Origin of the sequence: Bradyrhizobium sp. LMTR 3 (assembly GCF_001693485.1) — a bacterium.
Classification (GTDB): domain Bacteria; phylum Pseudomonadota; class Alphaproteobacteria; order Rhizobiales; family Xanthobacteraceae; genus Bradyrhizobium.
Map to the genome: position 1 here is coordinate 174762 of NZ_MAXC01000049.1, position 23948 is coordinate 198709.

A 23948-nucleotide genomic window follows, 5' to 3' on the forward strand; every position below is an offset into this window, starting at 1 on the left:
ATGTATGTAGCCGTCAAAGGAGGCGAACGCGCCATTGAGAACGCCCACCGCCTGCTGGCGCATGAGCGGCGTGGCGACCGTGATGTGCCCGAACTCTCGCTGGCGCAAATTGCCGAGCAGCTCTCGCTCGGTGTCGACCGCGTCATGACCGAAGGCTCGCTCTACGACCGTGAGCTGGCGGCACTCGCGATCAAGCAGGCGCGTGGCGACCTGATCGAGGCGATCTTCTTGGTCCGCGCCTTCCGCGCCACGCTGCCTCGTTTTGGTGCGACCGAGCCGGTCAACACCGGCGAGATGCAGGTCCGCCGGCGCATCTCGTCGACGTTTAAGGATATCCCGGGTGGCCAGATCCTGGGGCCGACGTTCGATTATACCCATCGCCTGCTGGACCCGCAGCTAGCGGACGGCTTTGTGCCGGAACAGCCGGAGACGTCGGAGGCAAGGCAGGCGGCAACGCCGCGCGTCACCGACATTCTCGGTCGCGACGGCTTGATCGAGCCTTCGCCGGCAGCGGATGCCGATGCGCCGGTCGGCGATCTCACGCGCGAACCGCTGAGTTTTCCGGCCGACCGCGATCTGCGGCTGCAAAATCTTGCGCGTGCCGACGAGGGGTTCCTGCTTGCGCTCGGATACTCCTCACAGCGCGGCTATGGACGCAATCACCCATTTGCCGGCGAAATCCGCTTCGGTGAGGTGGAGGTGGAATTCTTCGCCGAGGACGCCGGCTTTGCCGTCGCGCTCGGCTCGATCGAGCTGACGGAATGCCAGATGGTCAACCAGTTCAAGGGATCGGCGACCGAAGCGCCGTGCTTTACCCGCGGCTATGGCCTGGCCTTCGGACAAAGCGAGCGCAAGACGATGTCGATGGCGTTGGTCGATCGCAGCCTGCGCGCTCGCGAGCTGGGCGAGGAAGTGATCGCTCCGGCCCAGGACGAGGAATTCGTGATGTCGCACTCGGACAATGTTCAGGCGACCGGCTTCGTCGAGCATCTCAAGCTGCCGCATTACGTCGACTTTCAGTCCGAGCTCGGTCTGTTGCGCAAGCTGCGCAAGGAGTTCGCCGAGGCCAAGGCGCCGGACATGCAGGAGGCCGCGGAATGAACGCACCGGCTTACAATTTCGCCTATCTCGACGAACAAACAAAGCGGATGATCCGCCGCGCGATACTGAAGGCGATCGCGATTCCCGGCTATCAGGTGCCGTTCGCCAGCCGCGAGATGCCGATGCCCTATGGCTGGGGCACCGGCGGCGTGCAGGTGACGGCCGCGATCCTGGGGCCCCAGGATGTGCTGAAGGTGATCGATCAGGGTTCGGACGACACCACCAACGCGATCTCGATCCGGAAATTCTTCGGCAAGACCGCGGGCGTCGCAACGACGACCGCTACGTCGGACGCCACCGTGATCCAGACCCGGCATCGGATTCCCGAAGCGCCGCTGCATGCCGGGCAGGTGCTGGTCTATCAGGTGCCGATCCCCGAGCCGCTGCGGTTCCTGGAGCCGCGCGAGACCGAGACGCGGCGCATGCATGCGCTGGCCGAATATGGCCTGATGCACGTCAAGCTGTATGAAGACATTGCGCGCTTCGGCCATATCGCGACCTCCTACGCCTATCCGGTGAAGGTCAATGCACGCTATGTGATGGACCCGTCGCCGACGCCGAAATTCGACAATCCGAAGATGGACAATTGCCCGGCGCTGCAATTGTTCGGCGCAGGGCGCGAAAAGCGCATCTACGCGATCCCGCCGCACACGGACGTGGTATCGCTCGATTTCGAGGACCACCCGTTCACGCGCTATCGGTTCGACGCGCCTTGCGCGCTGTGCGGCGCCGGCGATTCCTATCTGGACGAAATCGTCACCGACGACAAGGGCGGCCGGATGTTCGTCTGCTCCGATACCGATTATTGCGAGTCTCGCCAGTTGGCCGGTCATCGCGGCAGCGAGAGCGCGGCGCCGCACAAGGAGAGGGCGCATGGCTGAGCCGCAAGACCCCATGCAAGACGACCAGCCGCTTCTGGTCGCCGAAGACGTTGGCAAGAACTATGGCCGGCTGACCGCCTGCCGCGACGTATCGTTTGCGCTCTATCCCGGCGAGGTGCTGGCTATCGTCGGCGAGTCCGGCTCGGGCAAGTCCACGCTGCTGCAACTGTTGTCCGCGCAGCTCGCGCCGAGCGCCGGGCGGGTGTCATACCGGATGCGGGATGGCGTTTTGCGCGATCTCGCCAGCCTCGGTGAGGCCGAGCGCCGCTTCTTGTTCCGTACGGATTGGGGCTATGTGCACCAGGACGCCGCGCAGGGCCTGCGGATGGCGGTCTCGGCCGGCGCCAATGTCGGCGAACGGCTGATGGCGGTGGGCTGGAATCACTATGGTCGCATCCGCGATACCGCCGCGTCGTGGCTGGAGCGCGTCGAAATCGATACCGCGCGTATCGACGACGCGCCGCGCACCTATTCCGGCGGTATGCGGCAGCGGCTGCAGATCGCGCGCAATCTGGTCACCGAGCCGCGGCTGGTATTCATGGACGAGCCGACCGGCGGGCTCGACGTGTCGGTGCAGGCGCGCCTACTCGATCTGATGCGCAATCTCGTCGGCGAGCTCGGCCTTGCCGCCATCGTCGTCACCCATGACCTCGCTGTTGCCCGGCTGCTGTCGCACCGCGTAATGGTGATGAAGGGTGGGCGCGTCATCGAAACCGGCCTGACCGACCAGGTACTCGACGACCCCCGCGAGCCCTATACCCAACTGCTCGTTTCCTCGATTTTGCCGGCATGAGTGCGCCAATGACTGCGATGATCGACATCACCAGCGCCGAAAAGACCTTTACCATGCATCTGCAGGGCGGCGTGGAACTACCCGTGATGCGCGGCGTCTCGTTTCAGGTCGAGCCGGGCGAATGCGTGGTGCTGTCGGGCCCTTCCGGCGCCGGCAAATCCTCGATCCTGAAAATGATCTTTGGCAATTACCGCTGCGATGGCGGCCGGATCGGCATCCGGCATCGGGGCACGGTGATCGATCTTGCTACGGCCGAACCGCGGCAGGTGCTCAGCGTGCGCCGCACGACCATCGGCTATGTCAGCCAGTTCTTGCGCGCGGTGCCGCGGGTCGCCACCATCGACGTGGTGGCGGAGCCGCTGATCGCGAACGGAATTGCACGCGCGGAAGCTCGCGAGAAGGCGGGCGCGCTGCTGCGCCGCCTCAACATTCCGGAGCGCCTATGGGCGCTGCCGCCATCGACGTTCTCCGGCGGCGAGCAGCAGCGCGTCAACATCGCGCGTGGTTTCATTTCCGATCTGCCAATTCTGCTGCTGGACGAACCGACCGCCTCGCTCGACGCGGCCAATCGCGCTGTTGTCGTTGAGTTGATTGAACAGAAGAAACGACAGCGCGTCGCGATGGTGGCGATCGTCCATGACGATGAAATTCGCCATCTGATCGCCGACCGCATCGTCGACGTGACATCGTTTGCCGCCGCGGCATGAAGGAAGATGTGAGATGACTTCGAAGCACGAAACCATCCTCGGCAATGCCCGCCTCGTACTGGCCGACCGCGTGATCGAGCACGGCTGGGTCGCTTTCGCAGATGGCCGCATCGCCGGATATGGTGAGGGCACTGCTCCCTCAGGCAGCGAGGACGCCGGCGGCGACCTGATCATGCCCGGCCTGATCGAGCTCCACACCGACCATCTCGAAATGCACTATGTGCCGCGCCCAAAGGTGTTTTGGGATCCGATCGCGGCGGTGGTTTCCTACGACGGACAGTTGGCCACCTCGGGCATCACCACGGTTCTGGATTCGCTCCGGGTCTGGCGCGAGGACGGCGCCGAGGACGTCGACGGAAGAGCTGGCGTGCTCGCGGGTGCGATCACGGCGGCGCGTGAGGCAAACCTGCTGCGCGCAGAGCATTTCCTGCACCTGCGCTGCGAAATTCCGATGCCGAGCGTCGTCGAGGAAGCCAAGGAGCTGATTGACCGGCCGGACGTGCGGCTGATGTCGCTGATGGACCACACCCCGGGCCAGCGCCAGTTCCGCGACGAGGTCAAGCTCCGCGACTATTACCGCGGCAAGGGCGGCGGCATGACCGACGCCGAGCTCGATGCATTGTTCGAGAAGCGCTTTGCCTATCAGAAGGCCTATGCCGCGACCAACATGCGCGAGATCGTGGCGCTCGCGCATCGATACGAAATCCCGCTCGCCAGCCACGATGACACGACCGAGGAAAACGTCGCTGATGCGATCCAGGATCACGTTTCGGTCGCTGAGTTTCCGACCACGATGGAAGCCGCGCGCGGCCTGCATCAGGCCGGCATTGGCATCCTGATGGGGGCACCGAACGTGGTGCGCGGCGGTTCGCATTCTGGCAACATCGCCGCCATCGATCTCGCCCGCGAGGGACTGTTGGACATCCTGTCGTCCGACTACATTCCTTCGAGCCTTTTGATGGCAGCATTGCAATTGCCGCAGCATGTGCCGGCGATCGATCTGGCCTCCGCCGTTCGCACCGTCACCAAGACGCCGGCCGAGGCGGTGGGCCTTGCGGACCGTGGCGAGATCGCAGCCGGCAAGCGGGCCGATGTGATCCGGGTGCATGTCGCCCGCAACATTCCGGTGGTGCGCAGCGTCTGGCGGGAAGGGCGGCGCGTGGCATGACGGAAATCTTGACGACCACAGCGCCAGACCAGACGACCGTGATCGGGCCCGGCCGTTTGATTCTGGTAGTTGGCCCAAGCGGCGCCGGCAAGGACACGCTGCTCGGCCTCGCCAAGGCCACCTGCGCCGATGACAGCAAAATTGTGTTTCCACGCCGCGTGATTACCCGCGAGGCGTCGGCGTCGGAAGAAAACGAACAGGTCAGCGCCGGAACGTTCCGGGAGGCGCTGGCGCGTGGCGAATACGCCATGCATTGGGAAGCCCACGGGCACTGCTACGCACTGTCGCGCGCAATCGACGACGAAATCCGTGCAGGGCGAACCATCGTTGCCAACGTATCGCGCACCGTGATTGGCGCGCTGCGCCGCGCCTATGCCGACGTGGTGGTGGTTTCGATCACTGCCCCGCCAAACGTTCTGGCCGAACGGCTTGCGATGCGGCAGCGGAGCAGCGACGGCAAGCTCGAAGCCCGCTTGGGGCGCACGGTGAAGGATGCGGCGGCCGCGCCCGACGTCACCATCGTCAATACCGGCAGCGCCGAATATCATGCCCGCCAGCTCGTCCGCGTCATCAAGGGCGAGAAATGGGACGATCGACGGGAGAGCTAACATGACTGTTGTCGCCACCATCGAGCAGCTCGAGGCCATCTACGGCTTTCCCAACGATGCCTCGACGGTCAAGGTCGCCGACCGCGTCACACCGGCCTATCGGGCGTTGATGGACAAATCGCCGTTCGCAGCGCTGGCGACCTGCGGACCGGAGGGGCTGGACTGCTCGCCGCGCGGCGATCTGCCGGGGTTCGTTCGCGTCCACGATGAGAAAACGCTGATGATGCCGGATCGCCGCGGCAACAACCGTTGCGATTCGCTGCGCAATATCGTGCGTGATCCGCGGGTGGCGCTCCTGTTTCTTATCCCCGGCTCCGGCAGCACGCTGCGCATCAACGGCCGCGCGCACGTCTCCGCCGATCCGGAACTGCTCGCGTCGTTCAAGATGGAGGAGAAGGCGCCGCGCACCGTCATCGTCATGACGGTCGAAGAGGTTTACTTCCAGTGCGCGCGCGCCATCGTGCGTTCCGATCTCTGGAATCCCGACAAGCGCGTCGACCCGAGAAGCTTGCCGACGCCCGGCCAGATCCTTGCCGAGATGAGCGACAACACCGTCGGTGGCGAGAAATACGATCGGGAATGGCCCGAGCGCGCGCTGCAGACGATGTGGTGAGGCGCTGACCGTCGTCGCTGATCATCCTGCCGGAACATGCGGGCAGGTCATGGATCGCGGCTTGCTGCCGCGCTTGTCGATGGGCACGTTGCAATTGTCGATCCGTTGCTCGTCCATCCATTTTTTTCCAAGGCGCTCTTTTCCGGTCAGCGATGACCCGTCAGCCGGCAGGGCGGTTTCCGCATTCGGTGCGGTTTGGCCAGGCTGCCTTTCCTGCGCAAACACGCCCGATGCAAAGCACAGCGCGAAAAGAAAACTGATCAAACCTCGGTGAATCGGTTCCATCGGATTGCCCTCACCAGAAATCCACCCGTCAGATTAAACATGTCGATATTCACGTAGCCACCCGGAACCTGAGGACAACGGGTCGGTTGCCTCTCATCGCGTTGTGCGCGCTTCATGAGAAGAGGAGAGAGGCAGATGAAAATGAAACGGCTCATTCTTGCCGGTTGCTCCATCCTGGTCTTGAGCACCGGCGCAGCACTGGCGGGTCCTTGCGAGACGGGACGCGCGGCCAACCTGAAGGATGCTGGCTCCGGACCGGCCAAGATGGGCGACAGCCAGACAACGGGTATGGCCGGCAGCACCGATCAACATCCGCCGACCGATACGATGAATCGAGCGGCTGGAGAAACTGCTGCATCTTCACAAGATACGCAGCGGCAGATGCAAGGCGAACCGACAGCGGCACAGCAGGCTGAAGGTGCCAAGGCCGACAAGACCACAGAGGCAGACAAGGACTGCTGAAGATACGTATCGACCCTGGTCGTCTTACTGCTTCGGCAGACAAGCGCGGATGCGCAATAGAAGGTCGTTCGAACTTTGATTGGACGAACCCTCGCGGTACATGCGTCGATTCGGTGCCCTCATCCGCAGGGTTTGTCCAAGAGAGAAGTAGGCTTGTCCAAGAGCGAACTTCTTCCTTCGGAGATGGTGCGCAGAGTGCGACCTTCGACCTTCCGTACTTGCGCTCTGTCCACGGTGACCCTAGTTTTCGTCCCGGCACGAATGTCGTGCCAGCACTGCTTGGGAGGACCCCTGATGAGTTGGAAGACTCCGAAGATCGTCGAAGTGTCGGTGGGCATGGAAATCAACATGTACGCCTGCGCGGCGCGTAAGTAGACGCGTCGAAGCGGTCTGCCCGGCTCCGGCAACAGCATGTTGCTGCGGGCCGGGCGGGCTGTTCAATTGCCAAGAAGTCCTCCATTGCTTGCACCAAGAGTGGGCCCGCGGTTCCTGCCAAAGCCAGCGGGATCTCCCGTAGGCGGCCGACGGTGCCGATCCAGCCCAGTTTCTGCGCTGCTCCACCTGCATTCCGTGTCTTCCCGTGGCTCGCGGACGGTCGCCGCATCATGCTAGGGTGTGCTGGCCGGCACCGCCGGGAATCACCCGTTCAACTCCATGACCCGCTGAATGCGAATGTCTATGCGTGCAAGGACCTTCCAGGCGGCGGTCGTGTCCTTTGCTGCGCTGCTGCCGGCTTGTGGCTATGCCGAGGGCATCGACACCGAGCATCTGTTCGGCTTTATGATCGGCACCGATGTCGGCAATGTCGGCGAACGGGAGCTTCAGAGCGAGACGACCGGGCGCTTCGGCAGGAACGGAGGTACTTACCGGGCGGTCGGCCAGGAGTTTGAACTGGAGTTTGTGCCGGTCCGGAATTTTAGAATCGAGGTGGGAAGCACCTTTGCGTCGCATCTGATCAGTGGCGTGCCGGGCCTTGATGACCAGCGCCGGCTGTCATGGCAGGGTGGATCGATCGACTTGCGCTACCGCTTTCTCGATCGGGAAACGGCACCATTCGGAGTTACGTTCGCGACGGAAGCCCACGCGCATCGTGTCGAGGAGACGACCGCTGAAGCGGTCCGGAGTTTCGGGACTGAATTCAGGCTGGCGTTCGATCGCGAGCTCGTACCGAATCGCGTCGTCGCCGGGTTCAACCTGATCTACGAACCAGAGTGGACACGATTGATCGGTAGTGGCGCGATGGAGCGGGAGTCTACCGCCGGCACGGCGCTTGGGGTCATGGCGCAGTTGCGTCCCGGTTTCTTGCTAGGCGGAGAGGCGCGTTACCTGCGAAAATATGATGGGATCTGTCTGGACAAACTTGCAGGGCAGGCGTTGTTTGTCGGTCCGACCGCATATTTCCAGTTGTCGAAAAGCTCGTGGCTGACCGCGAGTTGGAGCTTGCAAGCGTGGGGGCGTCCGGTGGGGTCGACTGCCGGCCTTGATCTCGTCAATTTCGAACGTCACCAGGCGCGGCTGGTATTTGGCGTCAACTTTTAGGGCTGGCGGCTGCGCGCGCGGCCCCGAGTTCCGGCTTTTTCACGGGGTAGTGAAACGTCAGGCCGCCCATTGCCGTAGCTCTTTGCGTTAATCTGTTCGGGAACAATGCAAGGGATATCAGATATGACTCCGATAGATTTGGTCGTGACCGTTTGTGCGGTGCTCTCGCCCACCACTTGCGAGGAAACCCATTTGGTCTTTTCTTCAAATGCTTCGTTGAAGCAATGTGCCATGGCTGCGCAGCCCTACATCGCGCAATGGGTGGGCGAACATCCGAAATGGACCGCGGTCAAGTGGCGTTGCGAATATCCAGGTACCAATCGAAAGGCATCCCGCGACGCCGTGTGGTCGGCAGGCTGAATGGTCGTCCAGCGGCGGCTATTTGTTACAGTCCTTTAAATCCTTGTCCGCGATCGAAAAAACGGCGTCAGCCTTGATTTCGATCTCGCGAACGAAGCAGTGCTTTGAGCCGCGATAGCCGACCTTGGCGTCATAACGTCCCGGCTCCACGCCCGTGATGCGCAGGCGTTCGTCGTGGTCGACTTCCTTGTCCTTGTCGTTCAGGGTGAGGTTGGGACCCCAATCGTTCTTGCCGGGCGGGGAAAGCTGAAACTCGGAAATGGTCGCCGTCGTAAGATTCCACAACCGGATGCCTTTTCCCTGCGCGGCCACCTCGTTGGCGCTCGTTGACAGCAGTGCCAACAAAGCCAGTATCCATCGCATCGGTCATCCTTTCGTCGCGGGGCGCCTGGAGCCGTCATTGCCTGATCAGACGGTCTCGATTTTTGATTTTATCGAAGTTTCTTGCCCGATCGAGACCGATCGGGGCGATCAACCGGGCCGTATCGAGATCGGCACCGTCGAAATCGGTATCGATGACGGTGATGCCGGTCAGGTCGGCTCCGCCCAGTTGGGCACTCTTGAGAGAAGCCCCGGTGAGGTCGCCGCCCTTCAGCACCGCAAATTCGAGATCGACACGAGACAGATCCGCGCCGCGCGCGTTCAGGCGTTCCAGATTGGCCGATTTCAGCACCGCGCGCATCAGGCCCATCGATTGGTTGCGCATGTCGGCACCGAGATTTGCGCCTTCGATCGAAGCGCCGACGAGGCTCGCACCGGTGAGATCGGCAGCGACGCGTGCTCCCGAAAGATCGGCGCCGTCCAGGCGGGCGCGAGCCATCTGCGAAGCGAACAGGTTTGCGTTCCTGAGGCTTGCGCCGGTCAGGTCGGCTTCGATTAGCCATGCCTGGTCGAGGATTGCGCGGTCGAGTCTGGCGCCGGCGAGCTTTGTCTTGTTGAGTCGGGCTGCGCGGAAAGTTGCGCCGGACAGGTTGAGTCCCGATAGGTCCAGGCCGGATAATCTTTTCCCGGTGAAATCGGCGGGCGCGGCGATGGTCGCCGCGGCGAGCGCGGCCTCGACCTCTCCACGGGACAATTCGGCCGAGACCATATCGGGCGACGACAGGTCAATATGACGCATCATGTCCTGGGCCGTTGCCGTCATCGCCACAAGAGCAAGACCGAGCGCTGCAGTTCCGATCGAGCGTTTCATCGTCAACCCCAACCGATCACGCATCCTAGCACCGGCCCAGGGCACTGCCTATGACCCATCCTGCTTGGTGGGACAGCCATCGATCCGCCGCATGATTTCCGATTTGATTGCGGCGATCTCAACCTCTCCGCGTGCGCTTCGCGGCGTGCGGATAGGCAGGTCCGCGAGAACCCGGGCCGGGCGCGGCGACAGCAGGATCACGCGATCGCCAAGACGAACCGCGTCATCTACGTCATGGGTGACCAGCAGCGTCATCACGGAGCGACCGTCTATCAACATGGCGATCTCATCACGCAGGCGGCTCGCAAGGGCGGCGTCTAGCGAGGCGAGCGGTTCGTCGAGAATAAGAAATTCCGGCTCAACGGCGAAGGCGCGGGCAAGCGCCACGCGCCGCGCGAGGCCGAGCGATAATTCGCCGGGAAAATGGTTGCGATGTGCCTTCAGCTCCAGAATTTCGAAGAGTGCTGAAAGCTTCGGTTCATCGGCAAGAGGCGCGGCAAGTCGCACATTCTCCTCGACCGACCGCCACGGCAACAGCCGCGGCTCCTGGAATACGAAGCCGATCCGCGCGCCGGCGGGTCGCGAGACGCGCCCTTGAAAATCGGGATCGAGGCCGGCGAGGATCCGAAGCATCGTGCTCTTGCCGCAGCCGGATGGGCCGACCAATACACCAACCTCTCCTGCATTAAGCGCAAAGGCGACGCCGGCGATCACGTCGTGCTGTTCGCCCGCCGCGCTCTTGAACGTCTTGCTGGCGATTTCGACCTCAAGCCGCACGGGGACGCCACCGGGATGCCCGGGCCTCGAACGGCTGCACCAGCAAGGTTTCAATGAGAAGCACGACCGCGGCGAAGCTCAGCGAGTAGGCAAGCAATAAAGGAATGTCGAATAGCTGGAACGCCACGCCAATCTCGAAACCAACGCCGTTCGGACGTCCAAGCAATTCCGCAACAAGTACGATTTTCCAGACCAGGGAAAGTCCTGATCGTGCCGCGGCTGCAATGTAGGGCGACAGTTGCGGCAAAATGACGTGTCGAAACCTGCTCCAGCGCGGCAACGCGAACACCGTCGCCATTTCGTCCAGCGCCGCGTCGAGGGCACGCGCGCCCTCACGTAGCGTCACGACGGCGGTCGGGAGTTTGTTGATGGCGATTGCCGCAATTGCAGCGACTTCAGTCAATCCGGCCCAGATGTAGGCGAGCACGATGACCACGAGCGCCGGCAGATTGAGCAGCAGGATCAGCCAGGGGTCGCCAAGCCGATCGGCAAGCCGCACCCGGCCCATCAGGTATCCGATAGCCGAGCCCAGCGCCATCGCCAGGGTGAAGGCGAGCGTAACGCGCGCCAATGTCGCGCCGAGATGGAAGAACAGGTCGCCCGACCTGGCTTCCGCGATCATGGCCGTGAGCACGGTGGGTGGAGGTGGCAGCTTCGCGTCACCGGCAAACAGCGAAGCGATCCACCAGATCGCGACGAACATGGCGAACGACAGCAGGCGTGCCACCTCAATCTCCCGGGATCGCGTGGTAGAATGTTCCGGCATCCAGTTCGGGCGCTGGCCCGACAAGTTCATGACCGCCGATTTCAGCCAGCACGCGGTAGAGAATGCGTGCGTCGGCTTCTTCGTCGGCGATCGGACGACGCGGAATTCCCTCTCGATAGCGATCACGATAGGCGCGCAACGTTGCGGCGTCTGGAGCGCCGGTCAGCGGTGCAATTTTCTCCCACTCGGCATCCGAGGTCGACAGAATCTCCTTCGCCGCGCGGGTCATGGCGATGAAGCGGGCAATCTTGTCCTGGTTTGTGTTCGCCCATTTTTCGTCGAAGACGTAGCCGAGCATCGCAGAGCGGCCTTTGGCGCCCAGTTTCGGCAGCAGGTCTTCGATGCCGGCGATGCGGCGGAAGCCCTTTGCTTCCAGTGCCGCACAGAAATTCCAGTAGTTCACGGTCGCATCCATTTCGCCGCTGAGCGTCTTGGCTGCCAGCAGCGGCGGTGCGCCGTAAGCGATTGTCGCGTCCGACTTCAGGTCGATGCCGCCCTGTTTCAACCATGCCACAAGCAGCAGCCAGTTCTTGTCGATCGGCCCGCCCGCGACGGCGAGCTTGCGGCCCTTGAGATCGGCCAAGGTCTGGATCGGTGATGAGGCAGGGACCATCACGGCGCCGAGCGCGCTCGAATAGGGATAGAATGCCAGTTTGGCGCCAAGCCCGCGTTCGCGCGACACCCAAAGCCAGTCGGTGACCACAATGTCGGCATTCCCGGCGCGAAGCGCGATCTTGCCCGCCTCGGGGCTCGCCAGTTCGAGAACCTGGACCGAAAGGTTGGCCTGCTTGTCGAGGCCGTGCGCGCGGATCACAGCAAGTTCCCAGGCGAATGTTCCGGTCTTCTGCACCGCAACGCGTAAGGCCTCGGCGCTGCAGCACGTGCCGAGCGAGGCCAAGACAATCGTAGCGAGCAGCGTGCGAACAAAATGCGTCATGGTGCCGTGAGCCGTATCCTTGAACGTCTGCTTTTCAGCTCGCCAGTCATAGCATAGCTTCCAGGGCTAACAGCGGGAGGAAGAGTATGACGCTTGTCGGATGGGTACGACGTATTGTCGCCACGTTGACAGCGCTGATGACGATTGCGGCGGTCGCGCACGCCCAGGACATCAATGATTATCCGACGTCGGCGCGCGTCGAATATGTTTTCGGGTGCCTCAAGGCAAATGGCGAGACGCGGCAGGCGATCGTGCAATGTTCCTGTTCGGTCGACGTCGTGGCTTCACTCTTGCCCTACGAGCGTTATGTCACGGCCGAAACCGTGCTCAGTATGTCGCAGGTCCGGAGCGATCTGGGCGGTCCGTTCCGCACGTCGGAGCAGGCGGCAAGCGCACTCAACGAGCTTAGGCGAGCCCAGGCCGAAGCCGAGGTCCGCTGCTTCTGAGGCGAAGCGGCCGCCGCTTCGAAAGCATCGGCTATCAGGCCCAGCCGCTCTTTCTCGTGCCCGGACGCAGCGCAGCACGCGAGTGATGCGCTGCAGAGCCGGGACACGGAGCTGCTACATTGGCCGTCGATCAAGTCCCCGAATCATCCACCTTCCATTCGCGCTGGAAGACATGCCCCTCGGTATCTTTTGCCTCGGCGCGGAAACGTTTCGCTCCATTGGAGACGTAGGTGAATCTGATATTGGGGTCCTCTGAAATGGAAATGCCGCCTTCCATCGTCAACACCAGGCTGTCGTCCTGCCAGAGCCGCAGTTCATTGATGAAGAAGGCCGGGACATACAGGTGCGTGACCTGGTCCATCTGCAGGCCGGAATTGTTGGGATGGCCGATCATGATCTGGGCTTCGCGCGCGCCACTGGCCGGGCCTTCGCCGGTCTTCGCGAACTGCCGGTAGCGCATCTGGCCGAGCCTGGCCTTGGCCTCGTCGGCGTTCTTGGCGGCAGGCGCCGAACAGCCGCCGGAGGCCTTCACATAGGTTTTGGTCATGTAAAGTTTGCCGTCGCTGAGTTCGGCCACCGCATGGACATCGGTGTAATTGTTGACGCGGACGCGGGTGGAGATTTCCGAGACATTGGCGTTCGGCCCAAGCTGGAACTTCGCCGCCATCGGTGCGGGATTCTGGTCGATAACCAGCGTAATGCTCAGCACCTGTCGGTTATCGCCGGTCGCAAGTTTCGTTCGCAAGGTGACCGGGACGATTGCGGCATCCTCGGCACGCGACGGCATTTCGACGCCGATCACGTCGCTGCCATCGTTCATCGGACGATTGTTGAAGATGTCCTGCACCAGGCCGGGCCAGAGGTCATTTGCCTCTGCCGCGAGCGCCATCGGTGCGCCGCAGAGTAGCAAACAAACGACGCCGAAGAGGCGGAACAGATATCCGGACATGGTCACGACCTTCGCGCGGATGGAAGCAACGCACGCAATATAGGGCAATGCGCATGCTATTCCCATTCAATTTCCGAGAATGCTGCGGTTGCGTTGCGGGCGTTGAAGTCGTCGAACAATTCCCACCGGGATCGCTCGGAGCTTGCTGCAGTACCCGCCGCTGCCCCTATCGGTTCGCCGCGGGCGATGAGCCCGCGTACATCTGAGGCCAGCGTTTCGAGATAACGACGCTGGTCGGCGAGGGCGGCCGGCCATCCGCTCACGGGACCGTGACCGGGAACCACGCGCTCCGCTGGCAAGGTGCCGAGCTCACCGATGACGGACAGCCAGCCGCGGATGCTGCCGTCCAGCACGGGCGTGTGGGCCAAGAACACGAGGTCGCCCGCGAACAGGGTGCGGGTCTTTTCATCCAGCACCGTAAGATCGCAATCGCTGTGCGCGGCAGGCCACGCCCGCAAGACGAGGTTTCGCCCGCCGAGATCGAGCTGGAGCGTGCCGCTGACGAGCAGCGTCGGCGGCACGATGCGTATTTCGTCGATCAGTTGATCACCCATCGTGCGGCGAAATGCGTCGAGATAGAATTGACCGCGCGCCGCCAGCGCGCGCGGCAGGTTCGCGTGGCCGACAAACGTCGCGCCATCCTGCACGAAAGCGCCGTTACCGAAGATGTGGTCGGGGTGGCCGTGCGTATTGATGACGTAGCGGATCGGCTTGTCGGTCCGGGCGCGAATGGCCGCCAGCAACTGCCGTCCCTCGCGAAGGCTGCCGCCCGTATCGATGACGGCGACCGCGTCCTCGCCGATGATGAACCCGACATTGGCGATCGCGCCTGCGTTCTCGCGCGTCATCTGCGCGGTTTGGCCGTTGTGTACGAATACGCCATCCGCAATGGAGTTGACGGGCAGCTCCTGTTGCTGCGCGAACGAAGCTGTGATCGTCGCGATCATCGCGAGCGCGGCGAGGATCCATGCGGGATGAGCCATAATTCGGCCTTCGTCTCTCCACGAAGCGCAGCCGGCAATTCGACGTTTCACCGCGGCTGCGTTTGCGGCGCAGCACGGGCGGCGAGTTCGTCGGGATTATTCCTGTTGCGCGCCCCAATTGACAAGCATAGCATTTTGCGTGTCTGCGGCTTCAACGGAACTTCGTTCGTCGAGGTTGCAGATATCTTTTGCGAGTTGGCAACAATAGCGAGCCGGAAGTGCTGCAGCTTTCGATGACATGTGCCAGGCAGAAGCGCTGGCTGGCGATTTCAACCTTGGTGATGCTCGCGGTGTTTTTCGGGCGCGATGTTGCGCGCGCGCAGATCAAGGAAGGCGGCGATCTGTCGATTGAGCTCGTCGATCCCAAGGTGCTGCGCGTCTGCGCCGACCCGCACAATTTGCCGTTTTCAAACGACAAGGGCGAGGGATTCGAGAACAAGCTCGCCGAACTGTTCGCCGAGAAGCTGCACAAGAAACTGGACTACATGTACTTCCCGCAGGCGACGGGCTTCGTCCGGATGACGCTTGGCGCCCATCGTTGCGATGTCATCATGGGCTTCCCACAGGGAGATGACCTCGTTCAGGGCACCAATCCCTATTACCGCACCGCTTACGCGCTGATCGCCAAGAAGGGCAGCGGCCTCGACGAAGTGACCACGCTGGAAGACGAGCGTCTCAAGGGCAAGCATATCGGCATCGTGGCCGGAACACCGCCTGCCACGAATATGGCGGTCAACGGCCTGATGGCGAATGCCAAACCGTATCAGTTGATGGTCGATACCCGCTTGGATTCGTCAGGGGAGGCAATGATCGCCGACCTGATGTCCGGTAAGATCGACGCCGGGATTCTCTGGGGTCCGATGGCGGGCTTCTACGCGAAGAAGGCGGACCCGCCGCTCCATGTCACGCCCCTCGTGAAGGAAAAGACAGGCCCTCGACTGGCGTACCGTATCGGCATGGGAGTGCGTGCCGCCGACCAGAACTGGAAGCGGCAGCTCAATCGCCTGATCCAGGAAAACCAGCCGGCCGTCAACAGGATACTGCTGGACTTCGGCGTTCCCTTGCTCGACGAGAATGACCGGCCGATCGGCGCGGAGACGGCAACCAAAGCCCCATGAGAGAAGCGCTCGCAGGCCTGATCCTTGCGGCATTCCCATTCATCGTCTCGACCTTCGCGCAGGAGAGGCCTCCCGAGCCCGACGGGTACCGCATGGAAGACTACCGTGCACCGGTTCCCGCGACCCTTGCCGGTGTACGCGTGCTGACCGCCGCAGAGGCCGAGGCGATCTGGCGCGCCAAGGCCGGCGCCTTCATCGACGTGATGCCTCGCGTGCCGAAGCCGCAAAATCTTCCCGAAGGCACCATCTGGCGCGACAAGCCGCGGCTTAACATTCCCGGCAGCGTGTGGCTGCCGGACACCGGCTACGGAAAGCTCGCGGCCGTAACGGAATCCTATCTGCGGCTCGGACTTGTCCGCGCGACGGCAGGCAACAATGCTGCACTGGTGGTGGTCTACTGTCTTGCCGATTGCTGGATGTCCTGGAACGCGGCCAAGCGCATCCTCACTTACGGCTATTCCAACGTGGCGTGGTATCCTGACGGGACCGACGGCTGGGAACGGGCCGGTCTAGCGCTGGCGGAGTCGCATCCGGAGCCGCGGACCGGCGAGGAGACCGCATCGCCGCGTTAGCGACTATTCGATCTCCTGCTGAATCGTCCGCCCGAGCGCAAACAGCCGCTGGTCGATCGCCGTCGGCACCTCGCAGACGAATTTGATGACGTTCCGCCGGTCTTCGAAGATGCGCGTTTGCCAGACGAGCTGATTGCCGAGTCCGTCGATCTTCGCCTGGTCGGGCGGCGTTTCGCCCTGCAGCGCCTGCAAGGCCAGCGTGTCGGCGCGGATTTTATCCGCCGCTTCGCGCTGTTTGCGGGTGACGCGCTCCAAGCCGTTCATAACCTGGGAGCGTTGGGCATTGAGGGATTCGAACAGACCGGCAAACAGCAGTTTCCCGCTTGCGGTCTTGTCGGCTGCACTGTTCAGATATTCCGTGATTGCCTTTTGCGCCTCCTCGAGCGGGGTCCGCCTCGCCGCGAGCTTTGCGACCAGCGCGCTGACCTCGGCATCGTCCTTCCACTTGCCGGAGACGTCGTCGAGTGGCGGGCCTGCCCACACCGCGGCGATGGATATCTCGGGTACCTTGGCCTGCGTGCACGGCCAGTCCGGATAGCGCGGATCGGCGGCGTGGCCGTACCCGCTCATGGCCGCGACGGCAAGGAGTACGGAGATCACGATCCGGTATTTCATGTCTCGCCTCCGGCAGGGCCGCGGCGGATCAGGCCACGCGATGGATCGTAGGCGAGGATGGCGCCGATCATGAAGGCTATCGTGCAGCCTCCGACCACCGCAAGCGCGATCCAATTCATTTGCCCATACAGCGCAAAACGTATCAGCTCCACGGCATGCGTGAACGGATTGAACAGGCAGACATAGTAGAGCATCGGGCTGCTCTCCAGGATGCGCCATAGCGGATAAAGCGCCGAGGAAGCAAAGAACATCGGAAAGATGACAAAGTTCATCACGCCCGCAAAGTTCTCGAGCTGTTTGATGCCGGACGAGATCAGCATGCCTAACGCGCCGAGCATCAGGCCTGAGAGGACCAGCGCCGGCAGCACCGTAAGATAGCCCGTCGGGGGCGCGGCGATATCCCAGAACCAGGCGATCAGCAGGAAGGCATAGACCTGAAGCAGCGAGACCGCGGTTCCCGCCAGAAGCTTACAGGACAAGAGGAACCATCGCGGCAGCGGGCTCACCAGCAAGGTCCGCATATTGCCCATTTCGCGGTCGTAGACCATGGAAAGCGAGGACTGCATGCCGTTGAAGAGCTGGATCATCGCCATCAGGCCGGGCGCGATATAGACCTCGTAAAGAATGTAGGTCTCATATGGGGGGATGATGGAGAGACCGAGCACCTGACGGAAGCCGGTAGCAAAGATGAACAGCCACACCAGGGGCCGCACCAGCGCCGAGATGAAGCGTTCGCGCTGATGCAGGAAGCGAAGCGCCTCGCGCCACACGATGCCGTTCAGGCAGGTGAGATATTCGGCCAGCGAGAAGCCACGCTGGATTGGCGTCATGGCTGCCGATGTCATGACGTTGAACTCCCGCTCTGAGCAGTGGAGCCGGTCAACCGCATGAACGCCGTGTTGATGTCGCTGCCGCCGGCGTCCGCGATCACCCGCGCCACCTTGCCCTGGGCCAATACGCGGCCCTGATGCAGCACGACGAGATCGTCGTTCGAACCGATCTCGTCGAACAGATGCGTCGCCCAAAGAACGCTTATTCCCTGTTCGGCAACGAGCTGCCGAACGTGGTTGAGGATGTCGGCGCGCGCCTTGACGTCGAGGCCGACGGTTGCCTCGTCAAGCAGGAGCAGGCGCGGGCGATGTAACAGCGCCCGCGCAATTTCCAATCGTCGCATCTGGCCGCCGGAGAGATCGCGCACCTTGCTGCCGGCGCGGTCGGCAAGGTCGATGCGCGCCAGCACCTCACCGCTGCGCGCGCGGGCATCGCGCCTGCCGATGCCGTGCAGGGCGGCGTGATAAAGCAGATTCTGCGTCACCGAGAGGTCGAGATCAAGCGTGCGGGGCTGAAACACCACGCCGAGCAGCCGCAAGGCTTCGCCGGGTGCCTGCGCGACGTCATGGCCGAAAATCCCGATGCGTCCGTGCTGGATTCCGAACAGCCGCGTGATCAGCGAGAACAGGGTGCTCTTGCCGGCGCCGTTCAGGCCGAGCAACGCGGTGAAACTTGCCGGGGCGACGGAAAAGGCGATGTCGATCAGCGCGCGCCGGCTGCCATAGGCATGGCTGACGCCTTCGATCGACAGCGCAGGCATCTCCACGGCATCGGGCCGGGGATGGAAACCTTGCGTGCTCTGACCGGCGGAAAAGGCGTCAGTGGCCGTCATGGTTGTGCAATCGTCATACCCCAGGGCAGTTCGCCGACCTGGATCGTCTTGATGACCTTTTGCGCGGCGACGTCGATCACCGAGACGTCGTTCGATACGCCATTGGTGGTCAGCAGATATTTCTCGTCGGGCGTGAATGCCATGTGCCAGACACGCTGGCCTACCAGCAGATATTTGGTGACCTTGTGGCTGACGGCGTCGACGACGGCGATGCGATTGGCCGGGCCGAGCGCGACGAAAGCGGTCTTGCCGTCCTTGGTCATGCCGATGCCGACCGGCTGGATGGCTTCGCTTCGCAGGCCGGGAATTTCGAATGAAATCTTCTTCGTCACCTCCCGCTTGGCCGGGTCGATCACTGAAACAGTGCCGCCGATCTCCGACGATACCCACACCTCGGAATTGTCACGTTTGAACTCGGCGTAGCGCGGGCGCGCATCGACCAGAACGTTGGCGACGATCTCGCGCGTCGTGGTGTCGATGAAATGCGCCATGTTGGTCGTCTCGGACGTATTGATCAGGATTTTTCCGTCCGGGCTGATCGCCATGCCCTCCGGCTCGACGCCGACCTGGATCTCGCCGAGACGGGCGCGCTTCTCGACGTCGATGATGGTCACCGTATTGTCGTTCTCATTGGCGACATAGAGAATCTTGCCGTCGGCATCGAGGGCGAACAGCTCGGGGTCCGGGCCGGAGGGCAGGGAATCGACGACCTCCTGCTTCGCAACGTCAATAACCTGAATGCTATCGTCGTCGCCGACCGCGACGAACACAAACTTGCCGTCCCTGGTGAATTCGATGCCGCGTGGCCGTTGGCCGACCTTGATGGTCTTGATGACAGCCCAACTGTTCGTATCGATCACCGATACGGTGTTGCTCTTCTCGTTGGACACATAGGCGATGAAGGCCGATGCGGGCGTCGCCGCCGCGAGCCATGCAGCCATCCCGAAAAGCAGGCAATGACGCCAGATGCGCAATCCATCCTCCTTCAATTCAGCTTGCATTTGGTTTCCGGTCGATCGGCGCCAAGCGTGTCGAGCTCCGACACCTGATGCAGGAATCCCTCCTGCGGCGAAACCGAGACCACCATGCGTCCATCGACCAAAAGGATTGGCTGGCGAAGCTGCAAATTCCAGTCCCGCAGCGTCAGCCGTCGGCCTTTGAACGCAGCAACGGAAAAGTCTTTCCCTCTAAGAAAATCCGACACCGCCTTTGGGTCGCCGGACTTCGTGCGCGACGCAGCTTCACCGACCATGCGTGCTGCCGTCCAGGCCTGCATGTCCAATGCGGTCATGTGTCGCAAGTTCAGTTTGGCAAATCGGTTCTGAATCTGGATCGCGCCCCACTGATCCTGCGCGGCGTGCCAACTGGTCGGAACGAGGCCCGCCGAGCCGGCAACCGGGCGCGGATCCCAGGTGCGGTAGGGCAGGTAGGACGCGAACACCTCGCTTTCGTCGGCTGCCACGAGGACGTCATAGGCCGGTGCTTGCTGGGTGAATACCGGAATTTGCCGCTGGATCAGGGTGACGCCACTGTCTGTGCGGCGCGCGCCGCCGGTATCTTCAAAGGTTCGCTCCTGAACGATCTTGGCGCCAAAGCGCGTGGCCGCGCGCCGCAGTGCGTCGGCGTAGAGCTTGTCCTGATCATGCGAGCCGACCACGAGCAACCAGCGCTTCCATTGCTTCCACACCAGATATTGTGCGAGCGCATCCGCAAGCATCGAGCGCGTCGGCGCGACATGGATCACGTTGGCGCGGCAATCCTGCTCGCGCAGGCGATCGTCGATTGCTCCGGCGTTCAATAGTAACGTCCCACGTTCGCGAAGCGCGTTGGCGGCCTTCAGCAGGTCGTCTGCCGGAAGGTCGGCGATGATGAAGCCGGAGCGCTCGGCAAGCGCCGCCGCCGCCTTCGCGACGTCCTCGTCGTCCCTGAGCCGGACCTCTTCGAGCGTGAAGCGCTGATTGAGGAACTTGCCCGTGGTGTTGTTGTCCTCGATGGCGAGGCGTGCGCCGGCAAGTCCGTCGTTCTCCGCCGGCAGTTCGACGAGGGACAATTTCGCCTTGATGCCGGCGCGGCCAAGATAACCGACGCCGATCTCGATAGGGGCGGCCGCGAGCACGGAGGTAGCGGCAATGCTCAAGCCGATCGCAGCGACCAGGCATCGGATCATGGCGTCTCCCTGACAGGTCTTCTCGACTTGATATGGAAGACCTTTGGCTTGAACCATGACCGAATTGTCTTGGCTTGCAACTCAATTCTGTTGCGCGCCGGCTTCGCGACGTGTCAACCCTTCAGGCGTGCGGCGTGCCAACGCAGATGGTCGGCCATGAATGTGGAGATGAAGTAGTAGCTGTGGTCATAGCCGGGTTGCCGGCGCAAGGTGAGGGGGATTTTGGCTTTCTCGCATGCGCCTTGCAGCAGCTCCGGGCGGAGCTGTCCGGCCAGAAACTGGTCGGCATCGCCGTAGTCGACCAGCAGATCGGGTAATCCGGCGCCGTCCTCGATCAGGGCTACCGCATCGTGCTTGCGCCATGCTTGCCGGTCGCTGCCGAGATAGCCGCCGAGCGCCTTGATGCCCCATGGCACCTGCGAGGGAGCGACAATCGGCGCAAAGGCACTGGCAGCGCGGTAGCGGCCGGGATGGCGCAGCGCGACCGTCAGCGCGCCGTGGCCGCCCATGGAATGGCCAAGAATGGATTGCCGGGTTGCATCGACAGGAAAGTTTTCGGCGACCAGTTTTGGCAATTCCTCCGTGACATAGCTCCACATGCGGTAATTGCGGGCGAACGGCTCCTGCGTCGCATCGACATAGAAGCCGGCGCCAAGGCCGAAATCGTAGGCATTGGCGGGATCGCCCGGTACGCCTTCGCCGCGCGGACTGGTGTCGGGCGCAACGAAGATCAGGCCGAGTTCGGCGCAGGCGCTGCGGAATTCGCCCTTTTCCGTCACGTTGGCGTGGGTGCAGGTCAGGCCTGAGAGATACCAGACGACTGGCAGCCTGGTGCCGGCGGCGTGCGGAGGCACATACACCGAGAACGTCATGTCGGTTCGGGTTTCGCGGCTGGCGTGCCGGTAGACGCCTTGAGTTCCACCATATGCCTTGTTCAGTGAAACCGTCTGCATGCTCATGGTCTTGCTACTCCGGCGCCGTGCGGCACGCTTATGCCAATGCCACTTTCGATTGCCAGCCGCACCAGTTCGGCGGAAGTTCGCACGCCGAGCTTTTGGCGCATGATTGAGGATGTATTGGCAACGGTTTTGTACGAGGAATGAACCAGCCACGCGATCTCGGAAAGACTCTTGCCCGCGCTGAGCAGGCGAAGGATCTCCATCTCCCGCGAGGTGAGTTTTGCAAGCGGGCTGCGAGCGAAAACCGGTCCGGCGAATGCGATGCTTCGCGCGATCGCGGAGGGCAGGTAGACCCCGCCCTTGCCGACTTCACGGATGGCCTCGACCAAATCCTGCGGATCGCCTGTCTTCGCGACATAGCCCTTGGCGCCGATCTCGATGGCGCGCGCGGCGAAGACCGGATCGTCGTTCATGCTGAACATGATGATTCGTGCCGACGCAGTGCGCGCAAGAATGCGCCGCGCCAGTTCAAACCCCGAGACGGTCGGAAGGTTGATATCGATCACGCAGATGTCGGGGCGCTCAGTGACGAATACGCGTTCGCCGCTCTCCGCGTCGGCGGCCTCCAGCAGCACGACCTCCGGTTCGTCGGCAAACACGGTGCGGCAGCCCGAAGCAACGATGGGATGATCGTCGACGATCAGTACTCGCATGGCATCGATCCCCGATAGCTGCTTCGCTCGCGTTGCTGCATCGCGTCAAGCTGCATCGACATCGGCGCGAGCCCGGTCATGCAACGCCTGCGAGATTGCTGTACGCTTCAATCTGATCGTCGGTTTTTCGGCTGTCAACGGTCCTCTCGTCGAGGAACTGATTGCGACGCGATTGGGGCAAACCTCATGTGGCAGAAATTATCGTTGCGCGGGCGGATCAATTTGCTACTGGCGCTGGGTCTCACGCTTGGCCTGGGCATCAATATCACGCGGCTGGTGGTGGAGGCCGCGCCCCGTGTCCGGGCCGAAGATCAAAGCGTCATCCGGCTGGCGCGCGAATTCGTGGAGACGATCGTTCCCAGCCTGAACGAGGCGGCAGATCCGGACGCGCGGCTGAACCAGATCGTCCACGACCTCAGCAGGCTCCGGCACGTCAGTATCACGCGGCAGGGCGATGCAACCGTGGCCGGGCGCGCGGGCGATGGCGGCGACGAACGATCGCCGCCGGCATGGTTTATCGCGCTCGTGCATCCCGAAACGACCACCGTAAGCGTACCGATTGCGATCCACGGGAAGCCGCAGTCGCTCCTGATCACCTCACATCCGAACGACGAAATGGCCGAAATCTGGGACGGAATCGTTACCCAGCTAGCGGTTAGTTCCGCGCTCGCTATCGCGCTCTTTCTGGTGACGATAGTCGTGGTTGGCCGCGCGCTGGCGCCGCTGCAGGCGCTTTCGCAGACCATGGCAAACATCGAGGCCGGGCACTATGGATCACGCGTCGAGCCCGGCGGCACGCCCGAACTGGCGGCGATCTGTGCCAAGCTGAACCACCTCGCGGGCGCCCTTGGCGAAGCTGTCGAGGACAAGCGGCGGCTCGCCGAGCGCACGGTCTCGCTGCAGGATATGGAACGCAAGGAGATTGCGCGCGAGCTGCATGATGAGTTTGGGCCCTATCTCTTTACGCTGCGTGCTCACGCTGGCGCCCTGATGCGGCTGGCGGAGGACGGACGCGCGCCGAGCGCGGATGCGTTACGCAAGCATGGCACCGCAATCATGGAGCAGATCAACGCACTCCAGCAATTCAATCGCAGGATACTGGAAAAGCTGAGGCCCGTTGGGCTTGCAGAGCTTGGACTGCGCGAGGCGCTCGGCGTGCTGTTGCGTTTGTGGCGTGAATCCCGTCCCGACGTAACCATCGACGCGAACATTGCGAACGCGCCGGACGAGACTGGAGAAGTCACGGACTTGACGGTTTACCGCATCGTCCAGGAAGCCCTGACGAATGCCTTCCGCCACGCCGACGCGACCGCCGTCAGCGTCACGGTGGAACAGGCTGCCGGAATGCACGGAAGTCGCGCCTGCGCGTTGGTGCGCGTCAGCGACAACGGCCGCGGTTTGGCGCCGGATCACAAGCTCGGTTTCGGCTTGATCGGCATGCGCGAGAGAATACTGGCGCTGGGCGGTACGCTGAATGTCGTCTCCGGCAACGGGGGCCTCACGGTAGAGGCGGTCGTCCCCCACGGATCGCACTGAGGCGGCGAAGCGATGGGCGGGAATTTTTCCCGGTTTCTTCGGGAAGGAGGACATTTGGGAAGCCCGACCTTTTGCGGCTAGCGCGTGTCGATGTCTTC

The 23948-nt window shown here is 62.6% G+C and carries 30 protein-coding genes; 15 read left to right on the forward strand and 15 right to left on the reverse strand.

The genetic code is table 11. From position 1 onward, the window contains the following. Genes LMTR3_RS29155 through LMTR3_RS29185 form a run of 7 tightly spaced genes read left to right on the forward strand, consistent with a single transcriptional unit; the run spans position 1 to position 5871 of the window. Positions 1-1101 (forward strand): carbon-phosphorus lyase complex subunit, encoded by a 1101-nt coding sequence (locus tag LMTR3_RS29155; RefSeq protein WP_065748402.1) that lies wholly within the window; start codon positions 1-3, stop codon positions 1099-1101. Next, on the forward strand, positions 1098-1982 hold the full coding sequence (locus LMTR3_RS29160) for an alpha-D-ribose 1-methylphosphonate 5-phosphate C-P-lyase PhnJ (RefSeq protein ID WP_065748403.1): 885 nt from the start codon (positions 1098-1100) through the stop codon (positions 1980-1982). Before LMTR3_RS29155 ends, LMTR3_RS29160 begins: the two co-directional genes overlap by 4 nt. Further along, positions 1975-2775 (forward strand): phosphonate C-P lyase system protein PhnK, encoded by an 801-nt coding sequence (gene phnK, locus LMTR3_RS29165; RefSeq protein WP_065748404.1) that lies wholly within the window; start codon positions 1975-1977, stop codon positions 2773-2775. Before LMTR3_RS29160 ends, phnK begins: the two co-directional genes overlap by 8 nt. Before the next feature lie 8 nt (positions 2776-2783). Next, the gene (gene phnL / locus LMTR3_RS29170; RefSeq protein ID WP_065748405.1) at positions 2784-3482 is read left to right on the forward strand and encodes a phosphonate C-P lyase system protein PhnL; all 699 of its coding nucleotides are present in this window, start codon (positions 2784-2786) and stop codon (positions 3480-3482) included. Between the two features lie 13 nt (positions 3483-3495). After that, the gene (locus LMTR3_RS29175; RefSeq protein WP_065748406.1) at positions 3496-4650 is read left to right on the forward strand and encodes an alpha-D-ribose 1-methylphosphonate 5-triphosphate diphosphatase; all 1155 of its coding nucleotides are present in this window, start codon (positions 3496-3498) and stop codon (positions 4648-4650) included. Then, a complete protein-coding gene (gene phnN, locus LMTR3_RS29180; protein WP_065748407.1) occupies positions 4647-5258 on the forward strand; it encodes a phosphonate metabolism protein/1,5-bisphosphokinase (PRPP-forming) PhnN in 612 nt (203 codons plus the stop codon). The genes LMTR3_RS29175 and phnN overlap by 4 nt, the downstream gene beginning before the upstream one ends. Position 5259: 1 nt before the next feature. Next, positions 5260-5871 carry a pyridoxamine 5'-phosphate oxidase family protein gene (locus LMTR3_RS29185; protein ID WP_065748408.1) on the forward strand — a complete coding sequence of 204 codons (612 nt, stop codon included), beginning with the start codon at positions 5260-5262 and terminating at the stop codon, positions 5869-5871. Positions 5872-5892: 21 nt separating this feature from the next. On the opposite strand, the gene LMTR3_RS29190 is transcribed toward LMTR3_RS29185, so the two are convergent. Beyond that, entirely contained in the window at positions 5893-6156 is a 264-nt protein-coding gene (locus LMTR3_RS29190) for a hypothetical protein (protein WP_065748409.1), read from the reverse strand. A gap of 135 nt (positions 6157-6291) precedes the next feature. On the opposite strand from LMTR3_RS29190, the gene LMTR3_RS29195 reads away from it, so the two are divergent. From LMTR3_RS29195 to LMTR3_RS40100, 4 genes are all read left to right on the forward strand, one after another. Then, complete coding sequence (locus tag LMTR3_RS29195; RefSeq protein WP_245320033.1) at positions 6292-6618, forward strand: hypothetical protein; 327 nt, start codon at positions 6292-6294, stop codon at positions 6616-6618. Positions 6619-6912: 294 nt separating this feature from the next. Continuing rightward, complete coding sequence (gene pqqA / locus LMTR3_RS36885; protein WP_035728097.1) at positions 6913-6993, forward strand: pyrroloquinoline quinone precursor peptide PqqA; 81 nt, start codon at positions 6913-6915, stop codon at positions 6991-6993. A 333-nt stretch (positions 6994-7326) separates the two neighbouring features. Continuing rightward, complete coding sequence (locus LMTR3_RS29205; protein WP_349643824.1) at positions 7327-8157, forward strand: DUF6662 family protein; 831 nt, start codon at positions 7327-7329, stop codon at positions 8155-8157. Positions 8158-8280: 123 nt separating this feature from the next. After that, positions 8281-8517 carry a hypothetical protein gene (locus tag LMTR3_RS40100; RefSeq protein ID WP_065748412.1) on the forward strand — a complete coding sequence of 79 codons (237 nt, stop codon included), beginning with the start codon at positions 8281-8283 and terminating at the stop codon, positions 8515-8517. Between the two features lie 18 nt (positions 8518-8535). On the opposite strand, the gene LMTR3_RS29215 is transcribed toward LMTR3_RS40100, so the two are convergent. The 5 genes from LMTR3_RS29215 to LMTR3_RS29235 are packed head-to-tail and all read right to left on the reverse strand — an operon-like array spanning position 8536 to position 12189. Beyond that, positions 8536-8880, reverse strand: a complete 345-nt coding sequence (locus tag LMTR3_RS29215; RefSeq protein WP_065748413.1) for a hypothetical protein — start codon at positions 8878-8880, stop codon at positions 8536-8538. Between the two features lie 34 nt (positions 8881-8914). Further along, positions 8915-9709, reverse strand: a complete 795-nt coding sequence (locus LMTR3_RS29220; RefSeq protein ID WP_141686865.1) for a pentapeptide repeat-containing protein — start codon at positions 9707-9709, stop codon at positions 8915-8917. Between the two features lie 48 nt (positions 9710-9757). Further along, the gene (locus LMTR3_RS29225) at positions 9758-10486 is read right to left on the reverse strand and encodes an ABC transporter ATP-binding protein (protein WP_065748415.1); all 729 of its coding nucleotides are present in this window, start codon (positions 10484-10486) and stop codon (positions 9758-9760) included. Beyond that, positions 10476-11213 (reverse strand): ABC transporter permease, encoded by a 738-nt coding sequence (locus LMTR3_RS29230; RefSeq protein ID WP_065748416.1) that lies wholly within the window; start codon positions 11211-11213, stop codon positions 10476-10478. The genes LMTR3_RS29225 and LMTR3_RS29230 overlap by 11 nt, the downstream gene beginning before the upstream one ends. Position 11214: 1 nt before the next feature. Then, on the reverse strand, positions 11215-12189 hold the full coding sequence (locus LMTR3_RS29235) for an ABC transporter substrate-binding protein (RefSeq protein ID WP_065748417.1): 975 nt from the start codon (positions 12187-12189) through the stop codon (positions 11215-11217). An 86-nt stretch (positions 12190-12275) separates the two neighbouring features. Between LMTR3_RS29235 and LMTR3_RS29240 the strand changes: the two genes are divergently transcribed. Continuing rightward, positions 12276-12635, forward strand: a complete 360-nt coding sequence (locus tag LMTR3_RS29240) for a hypothetical protein (RefSeq protein ID WP_065748418.1) — start codon at positions 12276-12278, stop codon at positions 12633-12635. 130 nt (positions 12636-12765) lie between these two features. On the opposite strand, the gene LMTR3_RS29245 is transcribed toward LMTR3_RS29240, so the two are convergent. Both LMTR3_RS29245 and LMTR3_RS29250 read right to left on the reverse strand, forming a co-directional pair. Then, the gene (locus LMTR3_RS29245) at positions 12766-13584 is read right to left on the reverse strand and encodes a quinoprotein dehydrogenase-associated SoxYZ-like carrier (protein WP_065748625.1); all 819 of its coding nucleotides are present in this window, start codon (positions 13582-13584) and stop codon (positions 12766-12768) included. A 56-nt stretch (positions 13585-13640) separates the two neighbouring features. Continuing rightward, positions 13641-14567, reverse strand: coding sequence for a quinoprotein relay system zinc metallohydrolase 2 (locus LMTR3_RS29250; protein ID WP_065748419.1), 927 nt, complete (start codon positions 14565-14567; stop codon positions 13641-13643). Positions 14568-14848: 281 nt separating this feature from the next. On the opposite strand from LMTR3_RS29250, the gene LMTR3_RS29255 reads away from it, so the two are divergent. Continuing rightward, on the forward strand, positions 14849-15685 hold the full coding sequence (locus LMTR3_RS29255) for a substrate-binding domain-containing protein (RefSeq protein ID WP_245320051.1): 837 nt from the start codon (positions 14849-14851) through the stop codon (positions 15683-15685). After that, positions 15682-16257, forward strand: a complete 576-nt coding sequence (locus LMTR3_RS29260) for a PQQ-dependent catabolism-associated CXXCW motif protein (protein ID WP_065748420.1) — start codon at positions 15682-15684, stop codon at positions 16255-16257. The genes LMTR3_RS29255 and LMTR3_RS29260 overlap by 4 nt, the downstream gene beginning before the upstream one ends. 3 nt (positions 16258-16260) lie before the next feature. On the opposite strand, the gene LMTR3_RS29265 is transcribed toward LMTR3_RS29260, so the two are convergent. From LMTR3_RS29265 to LMTR3_RS29295, 7 genes are all read right to left on the reverse strand, one after another. Further along, entirely contained in the window at positions 16261-16872 is a 612-nt protein-coding gene (locus LMTR3_RS29265; RefSeq protein WP_065748421.1) for a hypothetical protein, read from the reverse strand. Continuing rightward, a complete protein-coding gene (locus tag LMTR3_RS29270) occupies positions 16869-17717 on the reverse strand; it encodes a lanthanide ABC transporter permease protein PedC (RefSeq protein WP_065748422.1) in 849 nt (282 codons plus the stop codon). The genes LMTR3_RS29265 and LMTR3_RS29270 overlap by 4 nt, the downstream gene beginning before the upstream one ends. Beyond that, on the reverse strand, positions 17714-18463 hold the full coding sequence (locus LMTR3_RS29275; protein WP_141686878.1) for a lanthanide ABC transporter ATP-binding protein PedB/LutE: 750 nt from the start codon (positions 18461-18463) through the stop codon (positions 17714-17716). Before LMTR3_RS29275 ends, LMTR3_RS29270 begins: the two co-directional genes overlap by 4 nt. Positions 18464-18531: 68 nt before the next feature. Next, the gene (locus LMTR3_RS29280; protein WP_065748424.1) at positions 18532-19536 is read right to left on the reverse strand and encodes a YVTN family beta-propeller repeat protein; all 1005 of its coding nucleotides are present in this window, start codon (positions 19534-19536) and stop codon (positions 18532-18534) included. Further along, positions 19521-20702, reverse strand: a complete 1182-nt coding sequence (locus LMTR3_RS29285) for a lanthanide ABC transporter ABC transporter substrate-binding protein PedA1 (RefSeq protein ID WP_065748627.1) — start codon at positions 20700-20702, stop codon at positions 19521-19523. Before LMTR3_RS29285 ends, LMTR3_RS29280 begins: the two co-directional genes overlap by 16 nt. A gap of 113 nt (positions 20703-20815) precedes the next feature. Continuing rightward, positions 20816-21661 carry an S-formylglutathione hydrolase gene (fghA, locus tag LMTR3_RS29290; protein ID WP_065748425.1) on the reverse strand — a complete coding sequence of 282 codons (846 nt, stop codon included), beginning with the start codon at positions 21659-21661 and terminating at the stop codon, positions 20816-20818. Further along, positions 21658-22314, reverse strand: coding sequence for a response regulator transcription factor (locus tag LMTR3_RS29295; protein ID WP_065748426.1), 657 nt, complete (start codon positions 22312-22314; stop codon positions 21658-21660). Before LMTR3_RS29295 ends, fghA begins: the two co-directional genes overlap by 4 nt. Positions 22315-22500: 186 nt before the next feature. On the opposite strand from LMTR3_RS29295, the gene LMTR3_RS29300 reads away from it, so the two are divergent. Next, a complete protein-coding gene (locus tag LMTR3_RS29300; protein WP_065748427.1) occupies positions 22501-23850 on the forward strand; it encodes a histidine kinase in 1350 nt (449 codons plus the stop codon). The last annotated feature ends 98 nt before the right edge of the window (positions 23851-23948 follow it).

Coding starts and splice junctions, on each gene's coding strand:
- LMTR3_RS29235 (WP_065748417.1), bottom strand. CDS start 12,189: ATGACGCATTTTGTTCGCACGCTGCTCGCTACGATTGTCTTGGCCTCG.
- LMTR3_RS29185 (WP_065748408.1), top strand. CDS start 5,260: ATGACTGTTGTCGCCACCATCGAGCAGCTCGAGGCCATCTACGGCTTT.
- LMTR3_RS29245 (WP_065748625.1), bottom strand. CDS start 13,584: ATGTCCGGATATCTGTTCCGCCTCTTCGGCGTCGTTTGTTTGCTACTC.
- LMTR3_RS29155 (WP_065748402.1), top strand. CDS start 1: ATGTATGTAGCCGTCAAAGGAGGCGAACGCGCCATTGAGAACGCCCAC.
- LMTR3_RS29215 (WP_065748413.1), bottom strand. CDS start 8,880: ATGCGATGGATACTGGCTTTGTTGGCACTGCTGTCAACGAGCGCCAAC.
- phnN (WP_065748407.1), top strand. CDS start 4,647: ATGACGGAAATCTTGACGACCACAGCGCCAGACCAGACGACCGTGATC.
- pqqA (WP_035728097.1), top strand. CDS start 6,913: ATGAGTTGGAAGACTCCGAAGATCGTCGAAGTGTCGGTGGGCATGGAA.
- LMTR3_RS29220 (WP_141686865.1), bottom strand. CDS start 9,709: ATGAAACGCTCGATCGGAACTGCAGCGCTCGGTCTTGCTCTTGTGGCG.
- LMTR3_RS40100 (WP_065748412.1), top strand. CDS start 8,281: ATGACTCCGATAGATTTGGTCGTGACCGTTTGTGCGGTGCTCTCGCCC.
- LMTR3_RS29160 (WP_065748403.1), top strand. CDS start 1,098: ATGAACGCACCGGCTTACAATTTCGCCTATCTCGACGAACAAACAAAG.
- LMTR3_RS29250 (WP_065748419.1), bottom strand. CDS start 14,567: ATGGCTCATCCCGCATGGATCCTCGCCGCGCTCGCGATGATCGCGACG.
- LMTR3_RS29190 (WP_065748409.1), bottom strand. CDS start 6,156: ATGGAACCGATTCACCGAGGTTTGATCAGTTTTCTTTTCGCGCTGTGC.
- phnK (WP_065748404.1), top strand. CDS start 1,975: ATGGCTGAGCCGCAAGACCCCATGCAAGACGACCAGCCGCTTCTGGTC.
- LMTR3_RS29275 (WP_141686878.1), bottom strand. CDS start 18,463: ATGCCTGCGCTGTCGATCGAAGGCGTCAGCCATGCCTATGGCAGCCGG.
- LMTR3_RS29260 (WP_065748420.1), top strand. CDS start 15,682: ATGAGAGAAGCGCTCGCAGGCCTGATCCTTGCGGCATTCCCATTCATC.
- fghA (WP_065748425.1), bottom strand. CDS start 21,661: ATGAGCATGCAGACGGTTTCACTGAACAAGGCATATGGTGGAACTCAA.
- LMTR3_RS29270 (WP_065748422.1), bottom strand. CDS start 17,717: ATGACATCGGCAGCCATGACGCCAATCCAGCGTGGCTTCTCGCTGGCC.
- LMTR3_RS29255 (WP_245320051.1), top strand. CDS start 14,849: ATGCTCGCGGTGTTTTTCGGGCGCGATGTTGCGCGCGCGCAGATCAAG.
- LMTR3_RS29295 (WP_065748426.1), bottom strand. CDS start 22,314: ATGCGAGTACTGATCGTCGACGATCATCCCATCGTTGCTTCGGGCTGC.
- phnL (WP_065748405.1), top strand. CDS start 2,784: ATGACTGCGATGATCGACATCACCAGCGCCGAAAAGACCTTTACCATG.
- LMTR3_RS29265 (WP_065748421.1), bottom strand. CDS start 16,872: ATGAAATACCGGATCGTGATCTCCGTACTCCTTGCCGTCGCGGCCATG.
- LMTR3_RS29195 (WP_245320033.1), top strand. CDS start 6,292: ATGAAAATGAAACGGCTCATTCTTGCCGGTTGCTCCATCCTGGTCTTG.
- LMTR3_RS29280 (WP_065748424.1), bottom strand. CDS start 19,536: ATGCAAGCTGAATTGAAGGAGGATGGATTGCGCATCTGGCGTCATTGC.
- LMTR3_RS29285 (WP_065748627.1), bottom strand. CDS start 20,702: ATGATCCGATGCCTGGTCGCTGCGATCGGCTTGAGCATTGCCGCTACC.
- LMTR3_RS29175 (WP_065748406.1), top strand. CDS start 3,496: ATGACTTCGAAGCACGAAACCATCCTCGGCAATGCCCGCCTCGTACTG.
- LMTR3_RS29240 (WP_065748418.1), top strand. CDS start 12,276: ATGACGCTTGTCGGATGGGTACGACGTATTGTCGCCACGTTGACAGCG.
- LMTR3_RS29300 (WP_065748427.1), top strand. CDS start 22,501: ATGTGGCAGAAATTATCGTTGCGCGGGCGGATCAATTTGCTACTGGCG.